This is a genomic window from Selenomonadales bacterium 4137-cl (assembly GCA_032334055.1).
Classification (GTDB): domain Bacteria; phylum Bacillota; class Negativicutes; order Sporomusales; family UBA7701; genus Anaeroselena; species Anaeroselena agilis.
This window is the reverse complement of sequence record JAUOZS010000001.1, coordinates 2,503,912-2,524,749: the sequence shown is the minus strand read 5'-3', so window position 1 is coordinate 2,524,749 and position 20,838 is coordinate 2,503,912. Positions and strand designations below refer to the sequence as shown.

Here is a 20,838-nt window from a genome sequence, read left to right as displayed (position 1 = left end):
ATCATGACTAACGATACAGAACTCAAGCCGGGCACCGTCCGCACGCTTGCCGTCGTGCGCACGGGCGAACCGGGCGCCTTCCTCGACGCCGGCACCGGCAAAACGACCGACGACATCCTGCTCCATCGCGCCCAGCAAACCCGCGAAGTGACCGTGGGCGAGAAGCTGCCCGTTTACCTTTACCTAGACCCCAAGGGCCGCCTCACCGCCAGCATGCGGCTGCCGAAGATGCGGGAGGGGCAGGTCGCCAGAGCCGCCGTCATCAACACCACCAGGGACGGGGCATTCGTCGACATCGGCGCCGAACGCGGCGTATTCATGCCCTTCGCCGGCATGAAAGGCCGGGTTCGCCGGGGCGACAAGGTGTGGATCAAGCTTTACCGCGACAAATCCGGCCGTCCGGCCGTCACTATGGAAGTCGAGGACGAGCTCAGGCGGGCGGCGCGGCCGGCCGAAGACGTCAAGCTTGGCGACCGGATAACAGGCTCGGTATACAACCTCACCGACGAAGGCGCCTTCCTCTTCACCACTGACAGGCATATAGCCTTCCTCCATCACAGCGAAACCGCCGAACGCCCCAGCCTCGGCCAGGAGATAACCGCCCGCGTCACCTTTGTCCGCGACGACGGCCGCATCAACATCTCTACCAGGCCGGTCAAGCAAGAGGCCATGGACATCGATGCCGAAGCCATCCTCGCCATGCTCCGCTCCCGCGACGGCAGCATGCCGTACAGCGACGCCACCCCGCCGGAGACTGTCAAAGAGAAATTCCGCATCAGCAAAGCATCTTTCAAGCGCGCCCTCGGCCGCCTGATGAAAGCCGGCTTGGTCGAACAGCGCGAAGGCTGGACATACCTTAAACAACCCGACGACAGCGAAGGAGGGGACCGCCTTGGGACAACAGGCCAACCTGACCGGCACGGAGATTCTATATAACGCCAGCGACTACTCCTCCCTCCTCGGCATGGACGGGTTCAGCGAAACGTTGCTTAAAACCCATTTTGGCCTTTATCAGGGCTATGTCGCCAACACCAACAAACTCCTCGGCCTCCTTCGCGAAGCGGCGCCGGCCGGGAAAACATCCTCCCCCGAATACGCCGAACTCAGACGTCGCCTGGGCTGGGAATTCAACGGCATGCGCCTGCACGAGCTCTACTTCGAAAACCTTGGTGGCGACGGCATCCTCGTCCCCGAAGGTTTGCTGGCCGCCCGGATGACCGAGGACTTCGGCGGCCCGGGCGAATGGGCCAAGGATTTTAAGGTAACCGGCGCGATGCGGGGCATAGGCTGGGTCGTTCTGTATCAGGACGTAAACAATGGCCGGCTCATCAACTTCTGGATCAACGAGCACGACACCGGGCATCCGGCAGGCTGCAACCCCATCCTCGTTATGGACGTCTTCGAACACGCCTACATGCTCGACTACGCCGCCAGGCGGGCCGACTACATCGAGGCCTTCTTCCGCAACATCAACTGGGAGGCGGCCGAAGGCCGGCTACTGTGAGGAAACGGGGCGGGGGATGCCGACGCATCCCCCTAAAAAGTACCACCAGAAAACCTGTTGACATTACTTCGCCCGTTATGATATTATACTCTATGTCGGCAGGACAACCGCACCAAGTGAATATGGGGGTATAGCTCAGCTGGGAGAGCGCTTGAATGGCATTCAAGAGGTCAGCGGTTCGATCCCGCTTACCTCCACCAGTCACGACAAGGGTTCCGGGGATTTTTCTCCGGAACCTTTTTCGTTTATCTAATCCGTTTTCTAATCCCGCGGCCACAAAAAAATTAATCGTCTTTTTTCCCAAACATTTCATCCATTACATTGGCCGTTTCTTCCTGCATATCCTTGTGAACGTGCTGGTAATAATCCTGGGTGAATGACGCCTTTTTGTGGCGTAGCTTTTGGCTGACGATCTTGGTATCGATCTTGCTGCGCAGCAGCAGGGTGGCGTGTGTATGGCGCATATCGTGGGGCCGAATATCGGGTAACTTCCGGGCTTCCTTTTCGTTGGCCGGGATCTTCGAATCATCGTCCACCGCCTTATTCTGGCGCCGGATCATCTTCTTGAAAGAGTGGTATAAGTAATCCGGATCATGCGGCCGGCCGTCATCCCATATCCAAACGAAATCATGATCGTGATAGGAGGGTCCAAGCCGTTCCATCTGGATGATCTGCGCCAGGAGTTCCATGCGGAGTTCGTTGATAACGATTGTCGGCAGGGAAACGTATCCTTCGCTTTCATCTGTTTTGACCGGCCCCAGCGCCAGGACGGATTTATTATCCTTGCTGGGGTAGCCGTACCATGCCACTATGCCATCCTTGTGCAGCCTGATCGCATCATCGATATTCATCCGGTCCAGACTGTGCTGCACCTTCGCGTACTTTTCCCTTAAGTTCAGATCCGACCAGCGGAGGCCACATATTTCTCCCCGCCGTAGGCCGCACAGGAAGCCCAGCAAGACCGGTAAGTATAGATTGGTATCCTCCGCTATATCAATGGCCGTTTGGACGTGCTGGGGCGCGTAGGCGGCATTTTTCGGTTTGTTCTTCTGTGGGGGATCGGTAAAGTTGCAGGGGTTCTTTGGGATCAGCTGCCATTCCACCGCTTTATCCAGGGCCATGGTCAGGATGGAGTGCTGCAGACGGACGGATGTGGGACGGACGGTTTTCACCACGTTGCCATCCTTGTCTTTTTTCAGCGGGCGCTGCAATTCGCTGTTATAGTGCGCCTGAATTTGTGGGGCCTTCAGTTTGATCAGATCGGTGTTGCCAAGATTCTTGCTGATATTCTTTATCTGGACTTTGTAATTAGCGTATGTTGATGCACGTAAATTTGGTTTAATTACTATTTCCAACCATTGGTTGAGAAACTTTTCCAGGGTGGTTTTATCCGAAAAGGTGATATTCCCCCGGTCAAGATCGGTCCGCAGGCTGCGTTCCAGCTTTTCGGCCTCCTTAGAGGATTTCCCGGCCCGCACCCATTTATACTTCTTCTTGTTGGTTAGGGGATCCCGGTACATGATAACCGCATACCATATTCCGTTCTTTTCCTGTATGCTCACTGATTACCTCCTTGCGAGAAAAGCAGTTATTGTGGCGGCAATAAATGGAATTCCTGTCATAATTAAAAATATCCCGGATTGAACTAGCCAGTAACCAAATAATCCATAATACCAGCTTGATAAAAAAAAGTATCCGACAACAGAAGCGACGATACTTAATATAATTGTCATGGGGTGTATAAGGGAAATATTTAGGCCTAATCCCATAAAAACACCACCTAGCAAAATATCTGTATTATATCCGGCGCTGATTCCTTTTAAAAAATAGTAGCTTCCCCATCCGCAAAATCCTAAAGAAAACAGCATTAAATACATGCTTTTCGCCTCTCTCTAAAATTTTCTCTTAATTTGCTTTACTACTCCCATAATGTAATAATCTTCTTTGACGATCCGCGGGGGGATGTTAGGATTTGCTGATTGGAGTATCAGGGTGCCGTTCTCTTTATAAACTCTCTTAATTGTTCCTTCTTCACCATCAATTACTATTACGGCCAGCGATCCATTTTCAACATCTGATTGAATTCTAACTAAGGCTAAATCTCCATCAAATATGCCTGCGTTGATCATACTATCGCCTTTAACTTTTAACCATCGATAATCATACCCTACGCTTAATTCGTCTCGATCAGTCCATTCGTCACCCATAAAATCTTCATAGGCTAGCCCATTGTATCCAGCTTTTACTGTTCCTATAATCGGGATTTTTACGCGTCCGCCTGATGTGGTTGGTGCTAATGAAAGAATTGTAACGCCTAACGCATTTAAGAATGGTTCAGTAGGTTTTCCGAGGGCTTTAGCTATTTTAATAACATTGTTTATTGGGGGCTTTTTGCGCTCCCCTTTTTTTATTATTTTCCCAACTTCTGTATTGCTAATCCCAGCGCGTGCTGCAAGTTCTCGTTGGCTCCATCCTTTTTCTTCTATGGCAGATAATATTAATTCACCTACAGGAGTGATATCGGACATGGAATCCATCCTTTCTTTTCAATTCATCAATATTTTACCATAACTGTTTCCAATAGTAAACGGTTATGAGTGGAAAAGTAAATTTTTGTTGACAGCAGTAAATGTCGAAGTGTAGAATAAAAATGACAACAAAAAATTACAATCTTCATGCGAAAGGAGGGGAGCATGTTATGTCGGAAGTATCGAAAAATGTAAAAATGTGTCCGATAATCGCAAATATTGAACGCGCCATGAATGATCACAAAATCAAGAATAAAGCAGCTTTGGCACATTTTGTCGGATTAAGCAGAGGACAAATTACGAAATTATTCAAGGTTGGTTCCTCTGCAGGCGGTGGCACGATTGCCGCATTCAAAACCGCATTTCCTGGGTATTCGTCAGAGTATTTTTTTACCCCTATTGTAATTAAAAAATGACAACAACGGGAAATGTGGTGGCTTTTGTTGATTGAGAGTTGTAAACGAAAGGCGGTGTGAAAAGTGGTCATTCCGAAGCCGGATAAGATTTGCGCGGACGATTTGCTGAATGCGATTCAAACTGCCAAACTGCTCGGCGTATCAAAGGATACCATTTACGAATTGACGCGCCGGAAAGAGATCCCGCATAGGTATGTGGGGAAACAGCCGCGCTATCCGGTCTGGCTGATCATTGATTGGTTCCATAACTGGAAGGGGGTGTGCTAGGTGGTGGCATCGGTTTACCGGAGGATCCTCCGGACTTCCATGGCGCATCGGTTAGCTGATCAGCGGGCTGCGCGGGAAAAGCGCAATCGGCGAATATGGCTGCTGGTGAAGTGGGTGGCAATTCTGCTTTTCCTCTGCGCAGCGCTGGCCTATGCGTGGGCGCACGCGATCATCTTGTACTGGCGCCTGACCGGTCAAATTCCATGGTAAGGGGGTGATGATGTGAAAACGCATGATACTGTCTGCATCCTGCCGCTAAATCTGGCCGTGATCCAGGAGGAAGTAACCCGGATGGCGGCGTGGGCTGATCGGTGGGTGCGCGGGTATCCGTTCCGGGACTATGCAGAGGCGCCGCAGCCGGTGGTCACCACGGAGAGAACGGCCAAAAAGACGGCAAAGATCCCTGATAACTACATAGAGTTGATTGCAAAAGAACGCGCCGATCAGATAGGCCGGGATCTTTTCTACTCCTATATGTCAGGCAAGCATACCCTGATGGACGCGATGGCCGGCTATCTTTCGATGATCCCGCTGGATACCGTGGAATACGAAGCTGCTCTGCAAGCGGTCAAGGACACGATCCAGAAGGAAGCGATGTTCACGCACAAGGATGAAGTGCTGCTGGGGGTTCAGCAGCAGGAATGGAAGCTGCGCAAAGAAGTGCTGCAGCGCCAGAAACAAAGGATTATTCCAATGAAAGGGGGATCCGCGAATGTCGATGATCAAGCGGCTGGTGATCCGGAACGCGCTGGGGATCAAGGAACTGGTGGTGAACGCCGGCCATGTGAATCTGATCCGCGGGGGGAATGAGCGCGGGAAAACTTCGATCCTGGAATGTATCGAAAAGGCGCTATATAACCAGCAGCGGCGGGCGAAGTTCGTCCGAACCGGCGAGGATCAGGCTTATCTGGAACTGGAAACCGATGATGGTCTAAAAGTCGAACGCAGTATCCCGGCCGAAGGAGATCCCAGCGCCAAGGTAACGATCAAGGGGCATCCCATTACTACGCCGGAAAGCTACCTGAAGGAACTGTTCGGAGTGGTCGGCAAGCGGAAGGGCGATGTGTTTGCCTTCAATCCGGTGGATTTCATGGCCAAGAAGGATACGGAACAGACCGGGATCCTCCTGGGGATGCTGCCGATCTCCGTCACGGCCGAAGATGCTGCCGAATGGTTCGGGCCTGATCAGATCCCGGCCGTCGATTACTCCAAGCATGGCCTGCAGGTGGTCCGGGAAATGGAAAAATGGTGGTACGATGGCCGGCATCAGGCGAACAGCGATGTGCGGTCCGCGGAAGCCGAACTGGACGCGGTCAGGAAGAACCTGCCCGATAACTACCGCCTGGAAGATTGGGAGAACGTGCAGCTGTCGGCCATGTACGATCAGATCCGCGCCATCGAAAACGTCAACAGCACCCGGGAGAAGGCGCAGCTGGTCATTGATCGGTATGATCAGGACGTGGCCAACATCAAAAACAAATACCAGCTGCAGGCCAATGAAGCGCAGGATTTTCGGAACTTCAAGGCGCAGCAGGCGCTGGGTGAAGTCAACAAGGCCAAGTTGGAAATCGAAGCACAGCTGACCGATATCAATAATCAGATTGCTGAACTGGAAAAGCAACGGGCCGTCCTGGTTGAGCGCTGGAATAACCTGAACGATACCGGCCTGCAGGCCAAAACTGAAGCGCTGGATCTGCAGCTGCAGGAAGCGCTGAAGGGGATCGAAGCGAACAAGCAGCGCGAACTGGATCAGCAGGCAGAAACCAAAAAGAACGCGGAAACCTATCTGGCTAACAATCCGGCCGTAGATCCGGAACCGCTGCAATTCAAAGCCAAGCACGCGGAGGAAATGAAGGGATTCATCCCCCTGGCCAAACAGGTCGCGGAGATCGCCAATCGCCTGAAGGGGTACGAAGAACGCGCTACGCTGCTTGATAGATTCGTGCAGATCTGCCGCGCGAAGCCGGCCGAACTGCTGGCCACGGTGGAACTGCCGCTGGAAGGGTTGGGCGTCGATGAAAACGGCATGGTGACGATCAAAGGTCTGCCGCTGTCGAACCTATCAACTTCCAAGCAGGTGCGGGTGTGCCTGGATATCGCCCGGGCCTACGCGAAGGATAACCCGCTGAAGCTGATCTGCGTGGACAAGCTGGAACACCTGGACGCTACGGTAAAAGCGGAGTTCCTAAAACAGATCCTGGTGGATAAGGCGTTCCAGTATTTCGTGACGGAGGTCACGGACGGCGATCTGGTGATCGAAACGGAGGCGGTGGCAAATGCTCACTAAAACCAGTTATTCCTGCGAGATCTGCGGGAAAACCTTCAAAGACGCCGCGAAGTGCGAACAGCACGAAAAAGATCATCCCCAGCCTTACGCTGTTAAACCGTTGAAGGTTACGGCCGGCAAAATCTATCCCGATAATCTGCATGTTAGTTTCCGTGATGGCGACGGAAGGGAATCGGTAGCGCGGTATGCTTTCCGGGAAATTGTGCAAATCGACGCACAAGGGGAGGGGTAGGCATGAACGAAGGGACCAGCGTTCAAACCTTCAACACGGCTTCGCCGGCCGAACTGCAAGCGCATCGTGGCGCCGGCGTCGAAGCGCTGGTGACGCGGGCAGCGCAGGAGATTCAGGCCATGGCTGTCCTGGCCAAACGGTTCCCGCGGGATGCTGATCTGGCTTATGCCCGGATAATGAACGCCTGTCGGCGCAAGTCGCTGGCCGAAGTCGCCACATACGAATATTCCCGCGGCGGGGAAAAGGTGGATGGTCCCAGCATCCGGATGGCTGAAGTCCTTGCCCGCGAGTGGGGCAATCTGGATTACGGCATCATGCAGCTGGAACAGCGCGATGACAAAAGCGTTATGCTGGCCTACTGCTGGGATCTTGAAACCAATGTGCGACAGACGCGGGAATTTTATGTGCCGCACGAACGCAAGGCCAAGGGGTTCATCAAGAAGCTGGATGATCCGCGCGATGTTTACGAACTGACGGCCAACATGGGCGCGCGGCGCCTGCGGGCCTGCATCCTGGGGATCATTCCGGGGGATATCGTGGAAGCGGCCGTTAAGGAATGCGACAAAACCCTGATAGGCGCCAATCCCGAACCGCTGGGGGATCGCATCCGGAATATGGTGGACAAGTTCCTTACGGATTTTCAGGTGACAAAGGAAATGCTGGAAAAGCTGATCGGCCTGCCTACGGCGCGGTTCTCCGAAAAGGATGTGCTTCGGCTCGGTAAGGTTTACAACGCTATCAAGGATGGCGTTTCCAAGCGGGAGGATGTTTTCGAAGGGTTCAAGCTGCCCGCGGCCGAGGCCGGGGAAACGACGAATACTGAAGCGATGTTCAAGGCGGCGCAGGCTGCTACGGCGGGCGCCGGCCAAACTGCGGAACAGGGAGGAATGTTCGATGGCAACGGCAGCGCCGGCGCTAAAGCTGACAAACGATAACTATCATTCGCTGGAAGCGAACCAGCTGTTTATGTCCCGGGGGCAGTACAATGATTTCTTGGCCTGCGAAGCGATGGCCATGGCGAAGATCAGCGGAGAGTACAAGGAGGAAGAACGCGAATCGCTGCTGGCCGGTCGGCTGTTTCACGCCTGGAACCATGGGCCGGATAAGCTGGCAGAGTTCTTCGCTAAGTACCGCAGCGAGATCTGCAAGAAGGACGGCGAATTGAAGGCGCCGTTCGTGAAGGTGCAGAGCATGATCGATTGCCTCCGGATGGATCCCTTCGCCATGTGGGTGCTACAGGGGCAGAAGGAAGTGATCCTGACCGCGTTCATGTTCGGCTGCTGGTGGAAGGTGCAGATCGATTCGCTGAACCGGGAGCAGGGCAGGCTGGTGGAACTGAAGTCGGCCAAAAGCATCCGGGCTAGGGAGTATGACCGGGAACTGCGCGAATGGGTGTCCTTCATCGAATACTGGAAATACCCGCGGCAGGCAGCGATTTATACCGAAGTGGAACGGCTGGCATCTGGCCGCGGTCTGGGGGAATACCTGGAACCGATCATGGTGGTGGCGTCGAAGGAGGATCCCCCGGACAAGGAGATCATCAGCCTGAAAGAACCGGACCGCTACGCCGCCGAACTGCGGGAGATCGAAAAGAACATGCCGCGGATCCTGGCGGTGAAGGCGGGGAAGATCGAGCCGGCGCGCTGCGGCTGCTGCGCTTACTGCCGCCTGACAAAAAAGCTGGATCAGATTGTATTCTATCGGGAGTTTGAATAAGGAGGGAGATCGGGGTGGAAATCACGCAAAAGCAAAACCTGGATCTGGTGAAAAGCTGTCTGGTGGCCTGTATCGGCGTAGTTGATCTGATGCTGAAAGAACAGCCTGCGGAACTGCAGGGGGCGCCGATGCACGCGCCGCAGGAAGCTGCCGATTGGATCGGCCGCAAAGGTCCGGACGTTCCGGCGCTGGCGAATCGGCCGCGCGGGTCGATGGTTTCCCTGCTGGCAAGAAAAAGCGCGTGGCAGATTACGCTGAATCACCACGCGGTAAAGGAATGTGAACTTACGGAAAAAGATACGCTGGGGTTCAAGGTGGATCGTGAAGCGGGCCTGCTTCAGATCCGTGTGGAGGAAACCGGGTTTCCGGTAACTCTCCACAGAAACGGCGAAGGTCAGGTTAACGGTTATCAGGTGGCGAACATGGCGCTGATGCGCGTGCTGGAAGCGAAGGGGATCCCGCTGAACATGAAGTTCCCGCTTCAATTCGATGATAGCACAAAAACCTGGACCGGTAAACTGACCGATGCGCAGCCGATCCCGCAGCGCGAAGTCAAGGCGAAGCAGCAGAAACTGCTTTAATATAACGAAAGGGGGTTCAATACCATGCCCGAAGTCGAAGTCACTCTATCCACGGTATGCCAGGGGGAACTTGAAAAGAAGTTCCAGGAAATCCTGCCCGGGCTGATCTGCGCGCTAGGGCAGGGGCAGAAGGGGAAGATCACCATCGGCCTGGAATTTGCCCGGGTTCCGGACACGACCACAATGGTCGCCGCAGCCTTCTCCATTTCGCCCACGTTCCCGGCGATCAAGAAGGCAAGCATCTGCCAGATCACGGAGAACTATGGGCTGAAAACGGAAGCGCCGATGGAGAAACCCAAGCTGGTCAATATGTTTAAGGAGGATACGAATTAATGGAAAATCTTGATGTTCATGTGGGATCCGTCGAAGGAAAAGGAAACGAACTGATCATCCGGGAGGGGCAGGCGGCGCCGATATATGTCCACAAGGCGTTCGAATATCAGGCGTATTCGACTGACAGCCTGATCCGGTTGATCAAATCGAAGGCCAGCAAGGAAGATTGCATTATCGCTTATTCCGATTCCGGGGTGCAGGTGATCCTGAATGATACGGTGCATGACCGGGATCAGGACCGGCTGAACTATGCCTTCAAACATTCGCAGCAATATCAGGAATGGGAACCGCTGCTGAAGGGTGGCCAGCTGGATCAGCGACAGTTCATCAAATTCCTGCAGCGGCGCGAACCGGATGAACTATTAGAAATCGAACCGCTGATGGCTGCGCTGCAGAATTTCAAGTTCGTCACCAACATAACCGGCGACTTCACCTTCGATGATCGCAATAATTACACCTTTTCCATGAGGGTCGGCGAAGCGGAAGGGACTGTTCGGATCCCGCAGATGATCCTGGTCAACATGGAGATTTTCAACGAAAGCGGGAACATCGTCCCGGTGGAAGTCGAAATCGAAGTGGTCAAACCGCGCAGCGAATCGGAAAAGGTGCTGTTCCAACTATCCTGCCCGAAGCTGCCACGGTACAAGCAGGAAGCGGTTGCGGCCGAGATCGCCAAGATACATGCCGAACTGGACGGATACCTGATCGTCACCGGCAAGATCTAAACTGCAGCGGGAGGGGGTGCCGGCCGGCGCCGGCGCCTTTCCCCCGCAGGGGGGGCATATCATGCTGATCGAAGAAACCTATTCCTGTTCCTGTGGGTCCAAGCTGCAGATCGAAACGGACACGGCCGCATCCCGGGATATCATGCTAAAGGGATGGAAGCGGGAACACCGGGGCGCTAGGCATAAAGTGGAGGAACCGGTGGTGGTTATACCGGAGAAGAAACCGCGGCAGATACGGAGGAAACCGAACTGATCAGGCCGGGATAAAGGGGTAATTTTATGGACGGCTATGTAAAGCTGTGGCGCTGTTCGATGGGAGGGCCGATATTTCAAAATGAACGGCTGTGGCGGGTATGGTGCTGGTGCTTGATGAAGGCCAGTTACAAAGAACACAGTCAACTTGTGGGGCTACAGCGCATTGAACTGAAACCGGGACAATTTATCTTCGGCCGGGAAAAGGCGGCAAAAGAATTAAAGTTATCACCTTCTGCGGTGTGGCGCGCCATGAACTTCCTAAAAACGAACAGTTCCATAGACATTCAGGCGAACAACAAATTTAGCCTTGTAACCGTTGTAAATTGGGAGTTATACCAAACAGTTCCCGAAAATGCGGACAGCTATCCGGACAGTAAACCGGACAATTCGCGGACAGCAGGCGAACAGCAGGCGGACAGGTCGCGGACACAAACAAGAAAGGGTAATAAAGGTTCTAATGGTAAGAAAGAAAAAAAACACGGGCAGGGGGCGGAAAATTTGAAAGGGTTGACGCCACAGGAAATTTGGGAGAACGATCAGATGAACCGTTTTGAAAAGGCAAAGCGATTGGCAGTTCCTGATTGCCCGAAGTGCAACGGTCTGGGGATCGTTGAATATAAGCCGGAAGAAGGATCGGGCCTGCCGGTGATCAAGGTAAGCTGCAGCTGCTGGTATAAGAATGATAAGTACAAGTAGGGGGAGGATGAACGTGGTGGAACAAGATATCATCTATTGCCCTGGCTGCGGCCAGCGGTTGAGCATCGCCGGGGTTGAACCGGATATCAAGGGATACGCGCTGTGCTGCTGCCCTGCTTGTCAGATCGTCCTTCGCCTGGGGCTGCGCAAAAAGAATCATTACATAGATATTCGCGTTCTTTTCCCGAAGCAGGGGGGTGACGTTCGTGGCGGATAATGAGCGCTGCAAAAGCCTTCTGTCCAGGGCGCTGAAGGAAAACAACCTGACGTCGGTGCAGCGCCGGCTGATCGAAGAAACGCTGGTGGAATTGGAATCCGGCGTGGTGGCTTTTTCATGCTCTGTGTGTGGCCGAAAAATGTCACTTATCGGGGATATGCAGCCGATTGTTTACAAAGTAGATCCGGAGATCGAAGCGACGATGGCCGGCGTAAACGCGATGCCGCCCGGGACGGTTGCGCCTGTCCCTTATTCCAATCAATCGCTGTGGAAGGCGCTGCAGCGGATCGATGCGCTGGTGGATCCGAAGGCGGAAGCAGCGAAATGCGATCCCGGCGCCGTAATCGTGAAGGTCCGCCAGCTGCTTGATAAGCTGGATAGCGTGACGAACCAGCGTGAAGTGATCGCCCGGGGGCGTGATGAGCAGATGAAGCGGGCCGATATGCTGGACGTGGAAAACAAAGAACTGCGGCGCCAGCTGCGGGAGAAGGTGCAGCGGTGACTGAATCTGACATACTTCGGGCATTGGGCGAATATTGCCGCAAACGCAAGTTTCGGTTCTTTGCCCACGTAAAGGATGGGAGCTATTACGGCCGCCAGCAGCGCATTCTGGATGGGTTTGCGGTCAAGGACCGGCAATTTATCAACCTGTTTACTGAAGGCTTTGAGGTTAAAGTCAGCCGTAGCGACTTCCTTCGGGATGTTAAATGGCAAGAGTATTTACCGGTTTGCTCGTCGTTCTACTTTGTGGTTCCGGAAAACATGGTAGGTCCGCACGAACTGCCCGAAGGGATAGGGCTAATCTTTTGCAACGAGCGCGGCGCGCTCACGATCATCAAAAAAGCGCGTCGGCGAGAATTAGATCAGCCTAAACTTTTCGAGGTTTTCAAGTATCTGGTTTTCAACCGAACCTATTCGGAAACAGAGAAAGTAAAGGCCGCTGTCAGGAAAGTTCGTAAATTGGAAAGCAAGGCAGCAGAGGATGAACGGACTATCAAGAATTGGCGTGACAGTTATTACGATGTTCAGAATGAACTTTACGCATTGAAACGCGGAAGGCCGGCAATGGCGGTTCCGGAAGGGTATCAACTATGACAATTCGCTGGCCGGAAGGGTTTGATTTCAAGCAGCGGCCGGATGATCGCCTGGAATCGGCGGTGGAAGCCGAATGTGACGAAGCGCTGCAGCGGGCCGGATGGTATGTGCGGGAGATCCAGAACAAGCGCCGGATCAAGAAGGGGTTTTCGGATCGGCTGATCCTTCGCCGGGGGCGCGTAGTGTTCGTGGAGTACAAGACCAAAACCGGCCGGCAAAAGCCGGAACAGATCGAGTTTATGAACGAAGTGCGGGCGCATGGCGGGGAATACCGGATCGTCCGCGGTCTGGAAGATATCATGGATCTGATAGGGAGGGGATAAGATGGCGCATCTGGTTGACCGGTATTTTAAGCAGAATCGCGTGGCCGAAAAGTACATGAAGCATTATGAAGATCAGCTGGAGCTGCTGACCGAACGGATCAAGGATGTGGAAGAAGCGGGGCCGTCCTCTCTGCGGGGGGATCAATGCCGGAACGCATCGGCGATATCGGATCCCACTGTCCGGAAAACGATGGCGATCCTGGATGCGGAAGAAGATACGGAAAAGGTGCGGCGCTGGCTGGCGTTGATCCGGGAGGTCGAAGCCGGCCTGCCTGAAATGTACCTGATCGTGATCCGGATCTGGCGGAAGCATCGGTGGAAGCGGGGATCGCAGGGGTGGATGCGGCAGGCGGAAACGGAGTTCGCGGCGGAAATGGCCAAGCTGCATGCCAAGGATGAAGCTGATACATACCGCAGCAAGCAGACGCTGGAAGGCTATTGGGATTTCATCATTCAGATCACGGTTCGCGCGGCCGTGGCCAGGGGGTTGCTGTGATGCGAATAATCAGGGTTTTTGCAAGGCGGACCAGTTACTGCCCGGATGATGATCTCTGCTTCTTTGGTAGCCCGGGGCTGTTTATACCTGACCATGATGAAGTGCATGTGGTATGCGTTTTCACATGGGATATTCCAAGGGCGCTGAAACTGCAGTTGGATTGGCAGGCGCAAACTGATAAGCCGGTAAAGGTTGGCGGGCCTGCGTTCGATGATCCTGGCGGCGAATTTACTCCTGGCCTGTATTGTAAGCAGGGGATAACCATCACTAGCCGGGGATGTACTAACAGCTGCGTGTGGGATTTTGGGGATGAATTGGCGCCTTGCTTTGTCCCTGTCAGGGAAGGAAGGCTGCGCGAACTTAAAATCTGGCCTGGGCATATCGTCGGCGATAATAACGTGCTGGCTACTTCCCCGCCGCATCTACGTTCGGTGTTCGATATGCTGAAGGGGCAGGCCAGGATCATGTTCAAGGGCGGGCTTGAAGCGGCGCTGCTGACTGATTGGGTGGTCGAAGAACTGCGTGGGCTGCGGGTGGAAGAACTTTGGCTGGCAGCTGATACGCGGGGATCCCTTCGGATCGTCGAACCAGCGATCAAAAAGCTGTTGGCGGCGGGGTTCCCGCGGTGGAAGATCCGGGTGTATGTCCTGATCGGCAATGATATGGAAGAAAATCTGGACAGGCTGCGGACCGTTTTTGATTTTGGGGCGCTACCGTTTGCGCAGTTGTATCAGGGCAGGGCATGGAAAGATTATTCGGATGAATGGAAGATGGTTCATCAGATCTGGTCGCGGCCGGCAAGATACAAGGAGGTTTTAGGGTTTACCGGATCTGTGGGAAAGGGTGAAGCTGATGCGCACGATGGCGGGATCTCGGAGGGTTGACAAGCATAGCAAGGCGGCGGTCTATAATCAGGGCCGGCCGGATCCGCCGCGGGCGCTGCACTTCAAAGGGGTTCATTTCCGTGGCGCCTGCCGGTGTCTGGTCTGCGGTCGGTTGCTGGCCGAACTGACGAACGCGCATGCGGAAGGCTGCGGATATCCGGACAAGGCGGCGCTGATCGCCGCGGGCAAGGTTGAATATTTGGGAAAGGGTGATGAAAAGTGACCGAAATGCTGAATGATTTTATGGATATTGAAATGCGGATAAGGCAGACCGGTAAAACAACGGCGATCTGTGAAGCGGCTCGGAAGATCGGGGCAAGTGTGATATGTGGAACTGAATCGCAGGCCAGGATGATCCGCCAGAAGTATGGCGTGGATGCGATTCCGATCAGAATTGCCGCCAATTGCACAAGGGGAAGTGGCCGAACGGTGCTTTATGATCACTTTGCGCAGTTCGTAATGGTGGCCGAAGCCTACCAGGAGAACGAAAAGATGGCCCGGGAACTGGATCGCCTGCGCCGGTCCGAACTGATCCCCGGCCTGAAGTTCGCCAATGCCAGTATCGAACAGCAGTATTGGCACATCAAAAGCGAATTGCGGGAGGTATGGGCAGAGTTAGCAAAAGAAGATTGGCCGGCGCTGGCCGAAGAATTGGTGGATCTGCAAACCAGCTGCGAAACACTGCTTTACATCCTGAAGTGCCGGCATGGGGTGGATCCGGTGGCCGCGAAGGAGAAGGTGCAGCAGAAGAACCGTGATCGCGGGTATTATGAGTTTCCGGAATGCCCGGGGCCGATGCCTGATGTTCAGTTCCGCCAGGAAATGCTATGCGATTTCACGGATCCGGTGGCCGACGAAAACAGGCGGGCCGCGCAGCTGCCGGCAGATCTTCAGGATGTTTTGTGCGGCGATTGCATGTATCGGGGAGGAAAAGCGGGCTGTTCGCCGGCCTGCAAAAATTATCCGAAGGGTGGCGGCGGCAATGGAAAAGCATGATCACGTTTTCCTGCTGCGGCCGTGCCAGCAGAATGTTTGCATCCATTGTGAGAAAACCCGGGACCAGATCAAGATCGAAGAACTGCGGGCGCAGATCGCAGCGATGAGGAATTGCGGGAACTGCTCCATTCGGCCAGAAAACTTTGATGATCTTGACGATATGATAGCCATCTGCCAGAATTGCCGGGACGAAAACGACAATGTAACTTTAAAAGAATGGCAATGGGAGGGCGCCGGCCATGCCTGATCAATCGGGGTGGATCCATCGGTATTTTGTCAGTTACTATTTCCTGGATGGGTTCGGATGCCTTGAAATCATCAGGAAACAGGCCATTTCGAACTTTGACGATATCCACGAAATATGCAACCTGATCGAGCAGGAGAAGGGTTATACCGGCGTGGTGCTGTTGAATTACCAACTGCTGCGCAGCGATTGGATCGGAAAGGGAGGAATTGAAAATGTTCAAAATTAAAGTTGGGTCGCGGGTGAAATGGACTTCGCAGGCGGGAAGCTACGAAAAGGAGAAAACCGGCGAAGTAGTCGCGTTTATTCCGGCCGGGGAAAGCATGTACGCGCAGCTGCCGAAGCAGGTGGCGAAAAATCGGATCATGGCGCAGGACCGTTCCGCGATTGATCGCGTGCTGGTGGCGGTTGAGCGCGGCCAGGATTATGATTGGTACGCGCCGCGGCCTGGGCAGCTGCAGCTGGTGAAAGGGGGCGCCGTGGGTGGCCACTAAGATCGAATGGACGGATGAAACCTGGAATCCATTCCACGGATGCGATCCGATTTCCCCGGGCTGCGCGAACTGCTATGCCCGGACCATGGCCAAACGGCAGGCGGCTATGGGTACGCCTGGCTATGATCCGGAAGATCCGTTTCGGGTGACGCTGGCTGAAAATAAGCTGCATCTTCCGTTGCGGTGGCGGAAACCGCGGAAGATCTTTATCGGCAGCATGGGCGATCTGTTCCATGAAGAAGTGCCGTTCGCGTTCATTGAAAAAGTATGGGATATCTTTTTCGACTGTGGGGCTGTATGGCCAGCCGGATCCGCGAATCATATCTTTCAGGTGCTGACTAAGCGGCCGGAACGGTTGCTGGCGTTTGCGCGGTGGATGAACGGCCGGGGCCGACGCATCGATTATCCGAATGTTTGGATGGGCGTGACCGCAGAGAATCAGGAGTGGGCGGACAAGCGCATCCCGGTTTTACTGCAAGTGCCGGCAGCGGTGCGGTTCGTGTCCTATGAACCGGCGCTGGGGCCGATCAAGTTACCGTTTGGATGGAATGGCGCTCGGCGGATGCCTGATGGCTTAAATTATTACTGGACACAACCCTTTATAGATTGGTTTATTGCCGGCGCCGAATCCGGGCCGGATGCGCGGCCGGCGCATCCGGATTGGTTCCGCAGCGCGCGCGATCAATGTGCTGCCGCGGGTGTGCCGTTCTTCTTCAAAAGCTGGGGAACGTGGTTGCCGGATATGGATTGCACGCAGCGGGTGATGTATCCGAACCGCGGGTGCTGGACGATGGAGGATCCGCCTATGAACTTCATCAGGCGTGGCAAAGAAATGCCTGGGGATCTTCTGGACGGCCAGCTGCACAAAGAGTTCCCGAAGGTGGTGAACAGCTGATGGCGTTCATGGTGACGCGGGTGGTCGAACATGTTGTGCTGAAGATTCCGAAGGTCATGGTGATCACGCTGCCGGCGATCACCGATCAGGGACCGTTCGGCGGGATGAAGGTGGCCGGCATGCACACGAACCAGCTGGTGCTGCAGCCGGAAACGAAGGGAACGGTGGTCGGCGTAAACAATGGGACGTTGCTGGTGGAGTTCGATGGCCTGCCCGGGGTGATCCTCCGGGTGCGCCTGGATGAAGTGGCGTACATGGGGCCGGTGGTGGATGTTTTCGAAGAAAGCGCGGTGGAAGCATGAGCGGCGCCGTTGATGTGGCCGCGCTGAAGCGGGAAATAAAGCTGGAAATATTGCGGGAACTGGATCTGGCAAACAAGCCATGCGAAAAGATCTGCCATCCCCTGCGCCGGTCCCATTGGTACGAAGTTCACCAGCATTTATCTAACCGGGTCCAGGAGGTAGAGCAACCGCGAAGGCGTCCATACTGGATGCTTTATGAAGCGATTCGCAGCGTGATGCGGCCGGCCTTTGGACTTCAGCGCGTGGAACATATGAAGGCCGAATCCGTTCCGGCCGCGATTGCCCTGGTGGATGTGATAATTGAGCAGGTGAAGGGATTGCGGCAACTAGGAATAAAGTCCGACAAGCTAGGACAATTGTATTAAATTATTTGACAAAGGCAGGAATTTGACTAAGCGGTCAAGAATAACAGCTATTACCTTAATCGGAAAAATCTGCCCGGAGGGGTGAAAATGTCAAGTGCCTGTCCATCAAAATCATCTTTTCATCGCGCGCTTCGCTCTCACGGAATAACCAATCCAGATCCCGCGCTGCTGCTGGGCGCCTTGATCGCCAGGAAGGGTGGCAAGATCGTACTGACAGCGGCCGATGCGCAAAAAATCAATCCGGATACCTGCCTGCTGATGCTCACGAACGACAAAGGTGATCTGACGCTGCAGCTGATGGATAATGAAAAGGAGGAAAATTTTTATCAGACAAGTTCCGCAAAATGAAAAAACCGTGTTATGTTGATATCGAGTAAAATTATCCGGCGCCGCCTGAAATGGGTGGCGCTTTTAATTTTTGGGGTGCTGGACGTGCGGCTATCCCGAAAAGAACAGCGCGTGTATGACTTCCTGCTGAAGTGCAAAAAAGAGGGGCGTTCTGTTACCGTGGGCGATGTTTGCCGGGAGTGCAGGACAACGCCGCTGACGTTGCTGGGCAAGACGCTGCCGGCGATCCGCGTGAAGCGGCCGGGATTGGATGTGAATTATGTTCCTGGAAGGTGATCGGGTGTTCGTCCCGGTTCGCGGCGTCATCCTGCGCCGGCGCACGCGGAAGGAAATGGACGGCAATCCTGAACTTGGCGATCCCCCGCATAAGCGGTTCGATATCATCCTGGATCTGCCCGATGGGAACCGGATCGTGAAGGAATACGATACGGATGAAGTGGAGTGCTACGATTGCCGCGTGGATCCGGATCTGCGCGCGCTGGCCGATAAGGTTATTGATGTGCGCATGGAAGTGGCGGCTGTGATCGATGGGTTTATAGGTCGGGAACGGATCTGCTACGTCACCAGCTGGGAGCCGAAGAAGAAGAAGGGCAGCGCGAAGATGGTTCTGGCTGAATGCCGCGCGGTCCGTGACAGCTTTCGGGCGCTGACGGATTTCAGGTTCATCATCACGTTCTATGAACCGAACATAATGGGGATGTGCCTGGACGAACGGCAGCGGGCATGGCTGATGCTGCACGAACTGAAGCATATCAAGTTTGACGGCGGGATCGAAGAACATAGCGTGGAGGATTTCGCCAGCATCTTGGCCGAAGCCGGCCTGGAATGGAATAGCCCGGGCGCGGAAGTGCCTGATCTTTTGGAAGGTGGTAATGATGCCTGAAGATGAAAAGATTTGCAAGGATTTCGTTCCAACGGCTGAACAGATCGCTATCATTGAACTGCTGATAAATCCTGACGATATGCGGCCGGCGAAAGCGAAATGCGCGCAGGTCGGAATTGCGGAAAGTACCCTCTGGCGATGGCGCCAGGATCCTGCGTTCAACAAGTACCTGCAGGACCGCGTTCACAAGTACACCGATAGCGCCGTGGCCGATGGTTACATGGCGATAATCCGGAAGATGAAGATGGGAGATATCCCGGCCGCAAAATTGTTCTTCGAACTGCGCGGCGAAATAAAGCAGAAGCATGAAGTATCGGGACCGAAGGGCGGGCCGGTGCAACATGCTTTTGTTTGCGTTTGGGAGGGTGAATTAGATGGATCAGGCGCCGGCGATGCAGCCGCAGCGGGTGATAATCCCATACCGGCCGCGCTTTCCGCAGACAGTAATTCATCCGAACCTTGAATCGCATCGCTTCAATGTGGTCGTAGCGCATCGCCGGATGGGGAAAACCTATCTGGCGATTAATCATATGATCAAGATGGCCGTCAACCTTCGCCTGCCGCATGGCCGCTATGCGTACATGGCGCCGCTGCTCAAACAGGCCAAGATGATCGCCTGGGATTACCTGAAGCGGTTCACGATCCCCTTCCCCGGGCGGAAGGTCAATGAATCCGAACTGTGGGTGGAGATCCCGAACTGCAACGGAACTACTTCCCGGATCTACATCATGGGCGCCGACAATCCGGACGCGATCCGCGGCATCTACCTGGACGGCGCAATCCTGGATGAATACGGCCAGTTTAAGCCTGATGTTTGGGGATCGGTTATCCGGCCGCTGCTGGCGGATCGGAACGGCTGGTGCGTGTTCATGGGTACGCCGAAAGGCCAGAATCAGTTTTATGATATCTACCTGTACGCGCAGAAGGCTATGGCTGAAAACAATCCAGCGTGGTACTGCGCGCTGTTCCGGGCCGATGAAACCGGCGTGCTTAGTCCGCAGGAACTGGAAGATATGCGCCGTACAATGTCCGATGCGCAGTTCCGCCAGGAATTTCTGTGCGACTTCACGGCATCGGCCGATAATGTTCTGCTTACCATCGATATCGTCACGGCCGCAGCTGCCAAGATCTTCACGCCGCGGGATCTGCAGGGATCGCCTAAGATCCTTGGCGTCGATCCGGCGCGCTTCGGTGATGATCGCAGCGTGTTCGTTCCACGCTGGGGATTGCAGATGCTGAATCCGGAGATTTACCGCAAGGTGGACAACATGACGCTGGTCGGCCACCTGACGCGGAAGGTGGAATCATTTCGGCCGGATATGACATTCTGCGATGCCGGCCACGGCGCCGGAATAATCGACAGGATGCGGCAGCTGGGATATGTCGATATCACCGAAGTCGCTTTTGGAGGCACGCCGATAGCGCCGAATCAGTATGTGGATAAGCGCAGCGAAATGTGGGGGCTGATGTACGAATGGTTCCTGCTCGGCGGCGCGATCCCGAACCTGCCCGAACTGAAAACGGATCTGGTGGTCCCTACATTCAGCTATGACGCGAACAATCGCATGAAGCTGGAAAGCAAGGACGATATCAAAAAGCGGCTGGGCAAGTCTCCGGATCTTGGGGATGGCCTGGCCGTAACTTTCGCGTTCCCGGTTCAGCCTAAAGATAGAATGGAAGCTATCGCGCAGTATCGACAGCAAGGGGGTGTTGTATTCGCAAGGCAGGATTTTGATCCATTCAAAGATTAGAGGGG

Annotated in this window: 36 protein-coding genes and 1 tRNA gene; 34 read left to right on the top strand and 3 right to left on the bottom strand. The window is 54.4% G+C overall.

The genetic code is table 11. The features are described 5' to 3' along the window. The first annotated feature begins 3 nt into the window (after window positions 1-3). The 3 genes from Q4T40_13320 (at window position 4) to Q4T40_13310 (ending at window position 1,704) form a co-directional block, all read left to right on the top strand. Window positions 4-936 carry a S1-like domain-containing RNA-binding protein gene (locus Q4T40_13320; protein MDT8902230.1) on the top strand — a complete coding sequence of 311 codons (933 nt, stop codon included), beginning with the start codon at window positions 4-6 and terminating at the stop codon, window positions 934-936. Continuing rightward, window positions 893-1,504 carry a Fe-Mn family superoxide dismutase gene (locus Q4T40_13315; protein ID MDT8902229.1) on the top strand — a complete coding sequence of 204 codons (612 nt, stop codon included), beginning with the start codon at window positions 893-895 and terminating at the stop codon, window positions 1,502-1,504. Before Q4T40_13320 ends, Q4T40_13315 begins: the two co-directional genes overlap by 44 nt. A gap of 124 nt (window positions 1,505-1,628) precedes the next feature. After that, window positions 1,629-1,704: transfer RNA gene (locus tag Q4T40_13310), tRNA-Ala, on the top strand. An 84-nt stretch (window positions 1,705-1,788) separates the two neighbouring features. Here the strand turns inward: Q4T40_13310 and Q4T40_13305 are convergent. The 3 genes from Q4T40_13305 to Q4T40_13295 are packed head-to-tail and all read right to left on the bottom strand — an operon-like array spanning window position 1,789 to window position 4,032. Continuing rightward, window positions 1,789-3,066 (bottom strand): tyrosine-type recombinase/integrase, encoded by a 1,278-nt coding sequence (locus Q4T40_13305; GenBank protein ID MDT8902228.1) that lies wholly within the window; start codon window positions 3,064-3,066, stop codon window positions 1,789-1,791. Between the two features lie 3 nt (window positions 3,067-3,069). Beyond that, a complete protein-coding gene (locus tag Q4T40_13300; GenBank protein MDT8902227.1) occupies window positions 3,070-3,381 on the bottom strand; it encodes a hypothetical protein in 312 nt (103 codons plus the stop codon). Window positions 3,382-3,396: 15 nt separating this feature from the next. Next, window positions 3,397-4,032: a S24 family peptidase gene (locus Q4T40_13295; GenBank protein MDT8902226.1), complete on the bottom strand. Its 636-nt coding sequence runs from the start codon at window positions 4,030-4,032 to the stop codon at window positions 3,397-3,399. Between the two features lie 170 nt (window positions 4,033-4,202). On the opposite strand from Q4T40_13295, the gene Q4T40_13290 reads away from it, so the two are divergent. The 31 genes from Q4T40_13290 to Q4T40_13140 all read left to right on the top strand — a co-directional run bounded on the left by Q4T40_13290 (window position 4,203) and on the right by Q4T40_13140 (window position 20,833). Continuing rightward, window positions 4,203-4,448 carry a hypothetical protein gene (locus tag Q4T40_13290; protein MDT8902225.1) on the top strand — a complete coding sequence of 82 codons (246 nt, stop codon included), beginning with the start codon at window positions 4,203-4,205 and terminating at the stop codon, window positions 4,446-4,448. A gap of 63 nt (window positions 4,449-4,511) precedes the next feature. After that, on the top strand, window positions 4,512-4,715 hold the full coding sequence (locus Q4T40_13285; GenBank protein ID MDT8902224.1) for a helix-turn-helix domain-containing protein: 204 nt from the start codon (window positions 4,512-4,514) through the stop codon (window positions 4,713-4,715). Window positions 4,716-4,937: 222 nt separating this feature from the next. After that, the gene (locus Q4T40_13280) at window positions 4,938-5,525 is read left to right on the top strand and encodes a hypothetical protein (GenBank protein ID MDT8902223.1); all 588 of its coding nucleotides are present in this window, start codon (window positions 4,938-4,940) and stop codon (window positions 5,523-5,525) included. Then, window positions 5,428-7,002, top strand: coding sequence for a hypothetical protein (locus Q4T40_13275; GenBank protein ID MDT8902222.1), 1,575 nt, complete (start codon window positions 5,428-5,430; stop codon window positions 7,000-7,002). The genes Q4T40_13280 and Q4T40_13275 overlap by 98 nt, the downstream gene beginning before the upstream one ends. After that, entirely contained in the window at window positions 6,992-7,234 is a 243-nt protein-coding gene (locus Q4T40_13270) for a C2H2-type zinc finger protein (GenBank protein ID MDT8902221.1), read from the top strand. Before Q4T40_13275 ends, Q4T40_13270 begins: the two co-directional genes overlap by 11 nt. Before the next feature lie 2 nt (window positions 7,235-7,236). Continuing rightward, window positions 7,237-8,169, top strand: coding sequence for a hypothetical protein (locus Q4T40_13265; protein MDT8902220.1), 933 nt, complete (start codon window positions 7,237-7,239; stop codon window positions 8,167-8,169). Further along, on the top strand, window positions 8,129-8,950 hold the full coding sequence (locus tag Q4T40_13260; GenBank protein ID MDT8902219.1) for a PD-(D/E)XK nuclease-like domain-containing protein: 822 nt from the start codon (window positions 8,129-8,131) through the stop codon (window positions 8,948-8,950). Before Q4T40_13265 ends, Q4T40_13260 begins: the two co-directional genes overlap by 41 nt. Before the next feature lie 14 nt (window positions 8,951-8,964). Next, complete coding sequence (locus Q4T40_13255) at window positions 8,965-9,531, top strand: hypothetical protein (GenBank protein MDT8902218.1); 567 nt, start codon at window positions 8,965-8,967, stop codon at window positions 9,529-9,531. 24 nt (window positions 9,532-9,555) lie between these two features. Beyond that, window positions 9,556-9,864: a hypothetical protein gene (locus Q4T40_13250; protein ID MDT8902217.1), complete on the top strand. Its 309-nt coding sequence runs from the start codon at window positions 9,556-9,558 to the stop codon at window positions 9,862-9,864. Continuing rightward, window positions 9,864-10,589 (top strand): hypothetical protein, encoded by a 726-nt coding sequence (locus Q4T40_13245; GenBank protein ID MDT8902216.1) that lies wholly within the window; start codon window positions 9,864-9,866, stop codon window positions 10,587-10,589. The genes Q4T40_13250 and Q4T40_13245 overlap by 1 nt, the downstream gene beginning before the upstream one ends. A gap of 61 nt (window positions 10,590-10,650) precedes the next feature. Further along, window positions 10,651-10,842 (top strand): hypothetical protein, encoded by a 192-nt coding sequence (locus Q4T40_13240; protein MDT8902215.1) that lies wholly within the window; start codon window positions 10,651-10,653, stop codon window positions 10,840-10,842. 26 nt (window positions 10,843-10,868) lie between these two features. After that, entirely contained in the window at window positions 10,869-11,540 is a 672-nt protein-coding gene (locus Q4T40_13235; protein ID MDT8902214.1) for a hypothetical protein, read from the top strand. A gap of 13 nt (window positions 11,541-11,553) precedes the next feature. Next, window positions 11,554-11,757: a hypothetical protein gene (locus tag Q4T40_13230; protein ID MDT8902213.1), complete on the top strand. Its 204-nt coding sequence runs from the start codon at window positions 11,554-11,556 to the stop codon at window positions 11,755-11,757. Beyond that, window positions 11,747-12,259: a hypothetical protein gene (locus tag Q4T40_13225; GenBank protein ID MDT8902212.1), complete on the top strand. Its 513-nt coding sequence runs from the start codon at window positions 11,747-11,749 to the stop codon at window positions 12,257-12,259. Before Q4T40_13230 ends, Q4T40_13225 begins: the two co-directional genes overlap by 11 nt. Next, entirely contained in the window at window positions 12,256-12,852 is a 597-nt protein-coding gene (locus tag Q4T40_13220) for an MmcB family DNA repair protein (protein MDT8902211.1), read from the top strand. Before Q4T40_13225 ends, Q4T40_13220 begins: the two co-directional genes overlap by 4 nt. Beyond that, on the top strand, window positions 12,849-13,175 hold the full coding sequence (locus tag Q4T40_13215) for a VRR-NUC domain-containing protein (protein MDT8902210.1): 327 nt from the start codon (window positions 12,849-12,851) through the stop codon (window positions 13,173-13,175). The genes Q4T40_13220 and Q4T40_13215 overlap by 4 nt, the downstream gene beginning before the upstream one ends. Before the next feature lies 1 nt (window position 13,176). Further along, on the top strand, window positions 13,177-13,671 hold the full coding sequence (locus Q4T40_13210; GenBank protein ID MDT8902209.1) for a hypothetical protein: 495 nt from the start codon (window positions 13,177-13,179) through the stop codon (window positions 13,669-13,671). Next, entirely contained in the window at window positions 13,671-14,555 is an 885-nt protein-coding gene (locus Q4T40_13205; protein ID MDT8902208.1) for a hypothetical protein, read from the top strand. Before Q4T40_13210 ends, Q4T40_13205 begins: the two co-directional genes overlap by 1 nt. Further along, window positions 14,524-14,778, top strand: coding sequence for a hypothetical protein (locus Q4T40_13200; protein ID MDT8902207.1), 255 nt, complete (start codon window positions 14,524-14,526; stop codon window positions 14,776-14,778). Before Q4T40_13205 ends, Q4T40_13200 begins: the two co-directional genes overlap by 32 nt. Then, complete coding sequence (locus tag Q4T40_13195) at window positions 14,775-15,551, top strand: hypothetical protein (GenBank protein ID MDT8902206.1); 777 nt, start codon at window positions 14,775-14,777, stop codon at window positions 15,549-15,551. Before Q4T40_13200 ends, Q4T40_13195 begins: the two co-directional genes overlap by 4 nt. Further along, the gene (locus tag Q4T40_13190) at window positions 15,538-15,798 is read left to right on the top strand and encodes a hypothetical protein (GenBank protein ID MDT8902205.1); all 261 of its coding nucleotides are present in this window, start codon (window positions 15,538-15,540) and stop codon (window positions 15,796-15,798) included. Before Q4T40_13195 ends, Q4T40_13190 begins: the two co-directional genes overlap by 14 nt. Next, window positions 15,791-16,024 (top strand): hypothetical protein, encoded by a 234-nt coding sequence (locus Q4T40_13185; GenBank protein MDT8902204.1) that lies wholly within the window; start codon window positions 15,791-15,793, stop codon window positions 16,022-16,024. The genes Q4T40_13190 and Q4T40_13185 overlap by 8 nt, the downstream gene beginning before the upstream one ends. Beyond that, complete coding sequence (locus Q4T40_13180) at window positions 16,011-16,289, top strand: hypothetical protein (protein MDT8902203.1); 279 nt, start codon at window positions 16,011-16,013, stop codon at window positions 16,287-16,289. Before Q4T40_13185 ends, Q4T40_13180 begins: the two co-directional genes overlap by 14 nt. Then, a complete protein-coding gene (locus Q4T40_13175; protein ID MDT8902202.1) occupies window positions 16,279-17,184 on the top strand; it encodes a phage Gp37/Gp68 family protein in 906 nt (301 codons plus the stop codon). The genes Q4T40_13180 and Q4T40_13175 overlap by 11 nt, the downstream gene beginning before the upstream one ends. A gap of 20 nt (window positions 17,185-17,204) precedes the next feature. After that, the gene (locus Q4T40_13170; protein ID MDT8902201.1) at window positions 17,205-17,486 is read left to right on the top strand and encodes a hypothetical protein; all 282 of its coding nucleotides are present in this window, start codon (window positions 17,205-17,207) and stop codon (window positions 17,484-17,486) included. Further along, window positions 17,483-17,851 carry a hypothetical protein gene (locus tag Q4T40_13165; GenBank protein ID MDT8902200.1) on the top strand — a complete coding sequence of 123 codons (369 nt, stop codon included), beginning with the start codon at window positions 17,483-17,485 and terminating at the stop codon, window positions 17,849-17,851. The genes Q4T40_13170 and Q4T40_13165 overlap by 4 nt, the downstream gene beginning before the upstream one ends. An 87-nt stretch (window positions 17,852-17,938) precedes the next feature. Continuing rightward, entirely contained in the window at window positions 17,939-18,199 is a 261-nt protein-coding gene (locus tag Q4T40_13160; GenBank protein MDT8902199.1) for a hypothetical protein, read from the top strand. Between the two features lie 12 nt (window positions 18,200-18,211). Continuing rightward, complete coding sequence (locus tag Q4T40_13155) at window positions 18,212-18,475, top strand: hypothetical protein (protein ID MDT8902198.1); 264 nt, start codon at window positions 18,212-18,214, stop codon at window positions 18,473-18,475. After that, on the top strand, window positions 18,459-19,082 hold the full coding sequence (locus tag Q4T40_13150; protein ID MDT8902197.1) for a putative metallopeptidase: 624 nt from the start codon (window positions 18,459-18,461) through the stop codon (window positions 19,080-19,082). The genes Q4T40_13155 and Q4T40_13150 overlap by 17 nt, the downstream gene beginning before the upstream one ends. Continuing rightward, a complete protein-coding gene (locus Q4T40_13145) occupies window positions 19,075-19,545 on the top strand; it encodes a phBC6A51 family helix-turn-helix protein (protein MDT8902196.1) in 471 nt (156 codons plus the stop codon). The genes Q4T40_13150 and Q4T40_13145 overlap by 8 nt, the downstream gene beginning before the upstream one ends. Further along, window positions 19,457-20,833, top strand: a complete 1,377-nt coding sequence (locus Q4T40_13140) for a hypothetical protein (GenBank protein ID MDT8902195.1) — start codon at window positions 19,457-19,459, stop codon at window positions 20,831-20,833. The genes Q4T40_13145 and Q4T40_13140 overlap by 89 nt, the downstream gene beginning before the upstream one ends. The last annotated feature ends 5 nt before the right edge of the window (window positions 20,834-20,838 follow it).

Coding starts and splice junctions, on each gene's coding strand:
- Q4T40_13320 (MDT8902230.1), top strand. CDS start 4: ATGACTAACGATACAGAACTCAAGCCGGGCACCGTCCGCACGCTTGCC.
- Q4T40_13300 (MDT8902227.1), bottom strand. CDS start 3,381: ATGTATTTAATGCTGTTTTCTTTAGGATTTTGCGGATGGGGAAGCTAC.
- Q4T40_13295 (MDT8902226.1), bottom strand. CDS start 4,032: ATGTCCGATATCACTCCTGTAGGTGAATTAATATTATCTGCCATAGAA.
- Q4T40_13290 (MDT8902225.1), top strand. CDS start 4,203: ATGTCGGAAGTATCGAAAAATGTAAAAATGTGTCCGATAATCGCAAAT.
- Q4T40_13275 (MDT8902222.1), top strand. CDS start 5,428: ATGTCGATGATCAAGCGGCTGGTGATCCGGAACGCGCTGGGGATCAAG.
- Q4T40_13270 (MDT8902221.1), top strand. CDS start 6,992: ATGCTCACTAAAACCAGTTATTCCTGCGAGATCTGCGGGAAAACCTTC.
- Q4T40_13265 (MDT8902220.1), top strand. CDS start 7,237: ATGAACGAAGGGACCAGCGTTCAAACCTTCAACACGGCTTCGCCGGCC.
- Q4T40_13260 (MDT8902219.1), top strand. CDS start 8,129: ATGGCAACGGCAGCGCCGGCGCTAAAGCTGACAAACGATAACTATCAT.
- Q4T40_13250 (MDT8902217.1), top strand. CDS start 9,556: ATGCCCGAAGTCGAAGTCACTCTATCCACGGTATGCCAGGGGGAACTT.
- Q4T40_13245 (MDT8902216.1), top strand. CDS start 9,864: ATGGAAAATCTTGATGTTCATGTGGGATCCGTCGAAGGAAAAGGAAAC.
- Q4T40_13240 (MDT8902215.1), top strand. CDS start 10,651: ATGCTGATCGAAGAAACCTATTCCTGTTCCTGTGGGTCCAAGCTGCAG.
- Q4T40_13235 (MDT8902214.1), top strand. CDS start 10,869: ATGGACGGCTATGTAAAGCTGTGGCGCTGTTCGATGGGAGGGCCGATA.
- Q4T40_13215 (MDT8902210.1), top strand. CDS start 12,849: ATGACAATTCGCTGGCCGGAAGGGTTTGATTTCAAGCAGCGGCCGGAT.
- Q4T40_13210 (MDT8902209.1), top strand. CDS start 13,177: ATGGCGCATCTGGTTGACCGGTATTTTAAGCAGAATCGCGTGGCCGAA.
- Q4T40_13205 (MDT8902208.1), top strand. CDS start 13,671: ATGCGAATAATCAGGGTTTTTGCAAGGCGGACCAGTTACTGCCCGGAT.
- Q4T40_13200 (MDT8902207.1), top strand. CDS start 14,524: ATGCGCACGATGGCGGGATCTCGGAGGGTTGACAAGCATAGCAAGGCG.
- Q4T40_13190 (MDT8902205.1), top strand. CDS start 15,538: ATGGAAAAGCATGATCACGTTTTCCTGCTGCGGCCGTGCCAGCAGAAT.
- Q4T40_13185 (MDT8902204.1), top strand. CDS start 15,791: ATGCCTGATCAATCGGGGTGGATCCATCGGTATTTTGTCAGTTACTAT.
- Q4T40_13180 (MDT8902203.1), top strand. CDS start 16,011: ATGTTCAAAATTAAAGTTGGGTCGCGGGTGAAATGGACTTCGCAGGCG.
- Q4T40_13165 (MDT8902200.1), top strand. CDS start 17,483: ATGAGCGGCGCCGTTGATGTGGCCGCGCTGAAGCGGGAAATAAAGCTG.
- Q4T40_13160 (MDT8902199.1), top strand. CDS start 17,939: ATGTCAAGTGCCTGTCCATCAAAATCATCTTTTCATCGCGCGCTTCGC.
- Q4T40_13155 (MDT8902198.1), top strand. CDS start 18,212: ATGTTGATATCGAGTAAAATTATCCGGCGCCGCCTGAAATGGGTGGCG.
- Q4T40_13150 (MDT8902197.1), top strand. CDS start 18,459: ATGTTCCTGGAAGGTGATCGGGTGTTCGTCCCGGTTCGCGGCGTCATC.
- Q4T40_13145 (MDT8902196.1), top strand. CDS start 19,075: ATGCCTGAAGATGAAAAGATTTGCAAGGATTTCGTTCCAACGGCTGAA.
- Q4T40_13140 (MDT8902195.1), top strand. CDS start 19,457: ATGGATCAGGCGCCGGCGATGCAGCCGCAGCGGGTGATAATCCCATAC.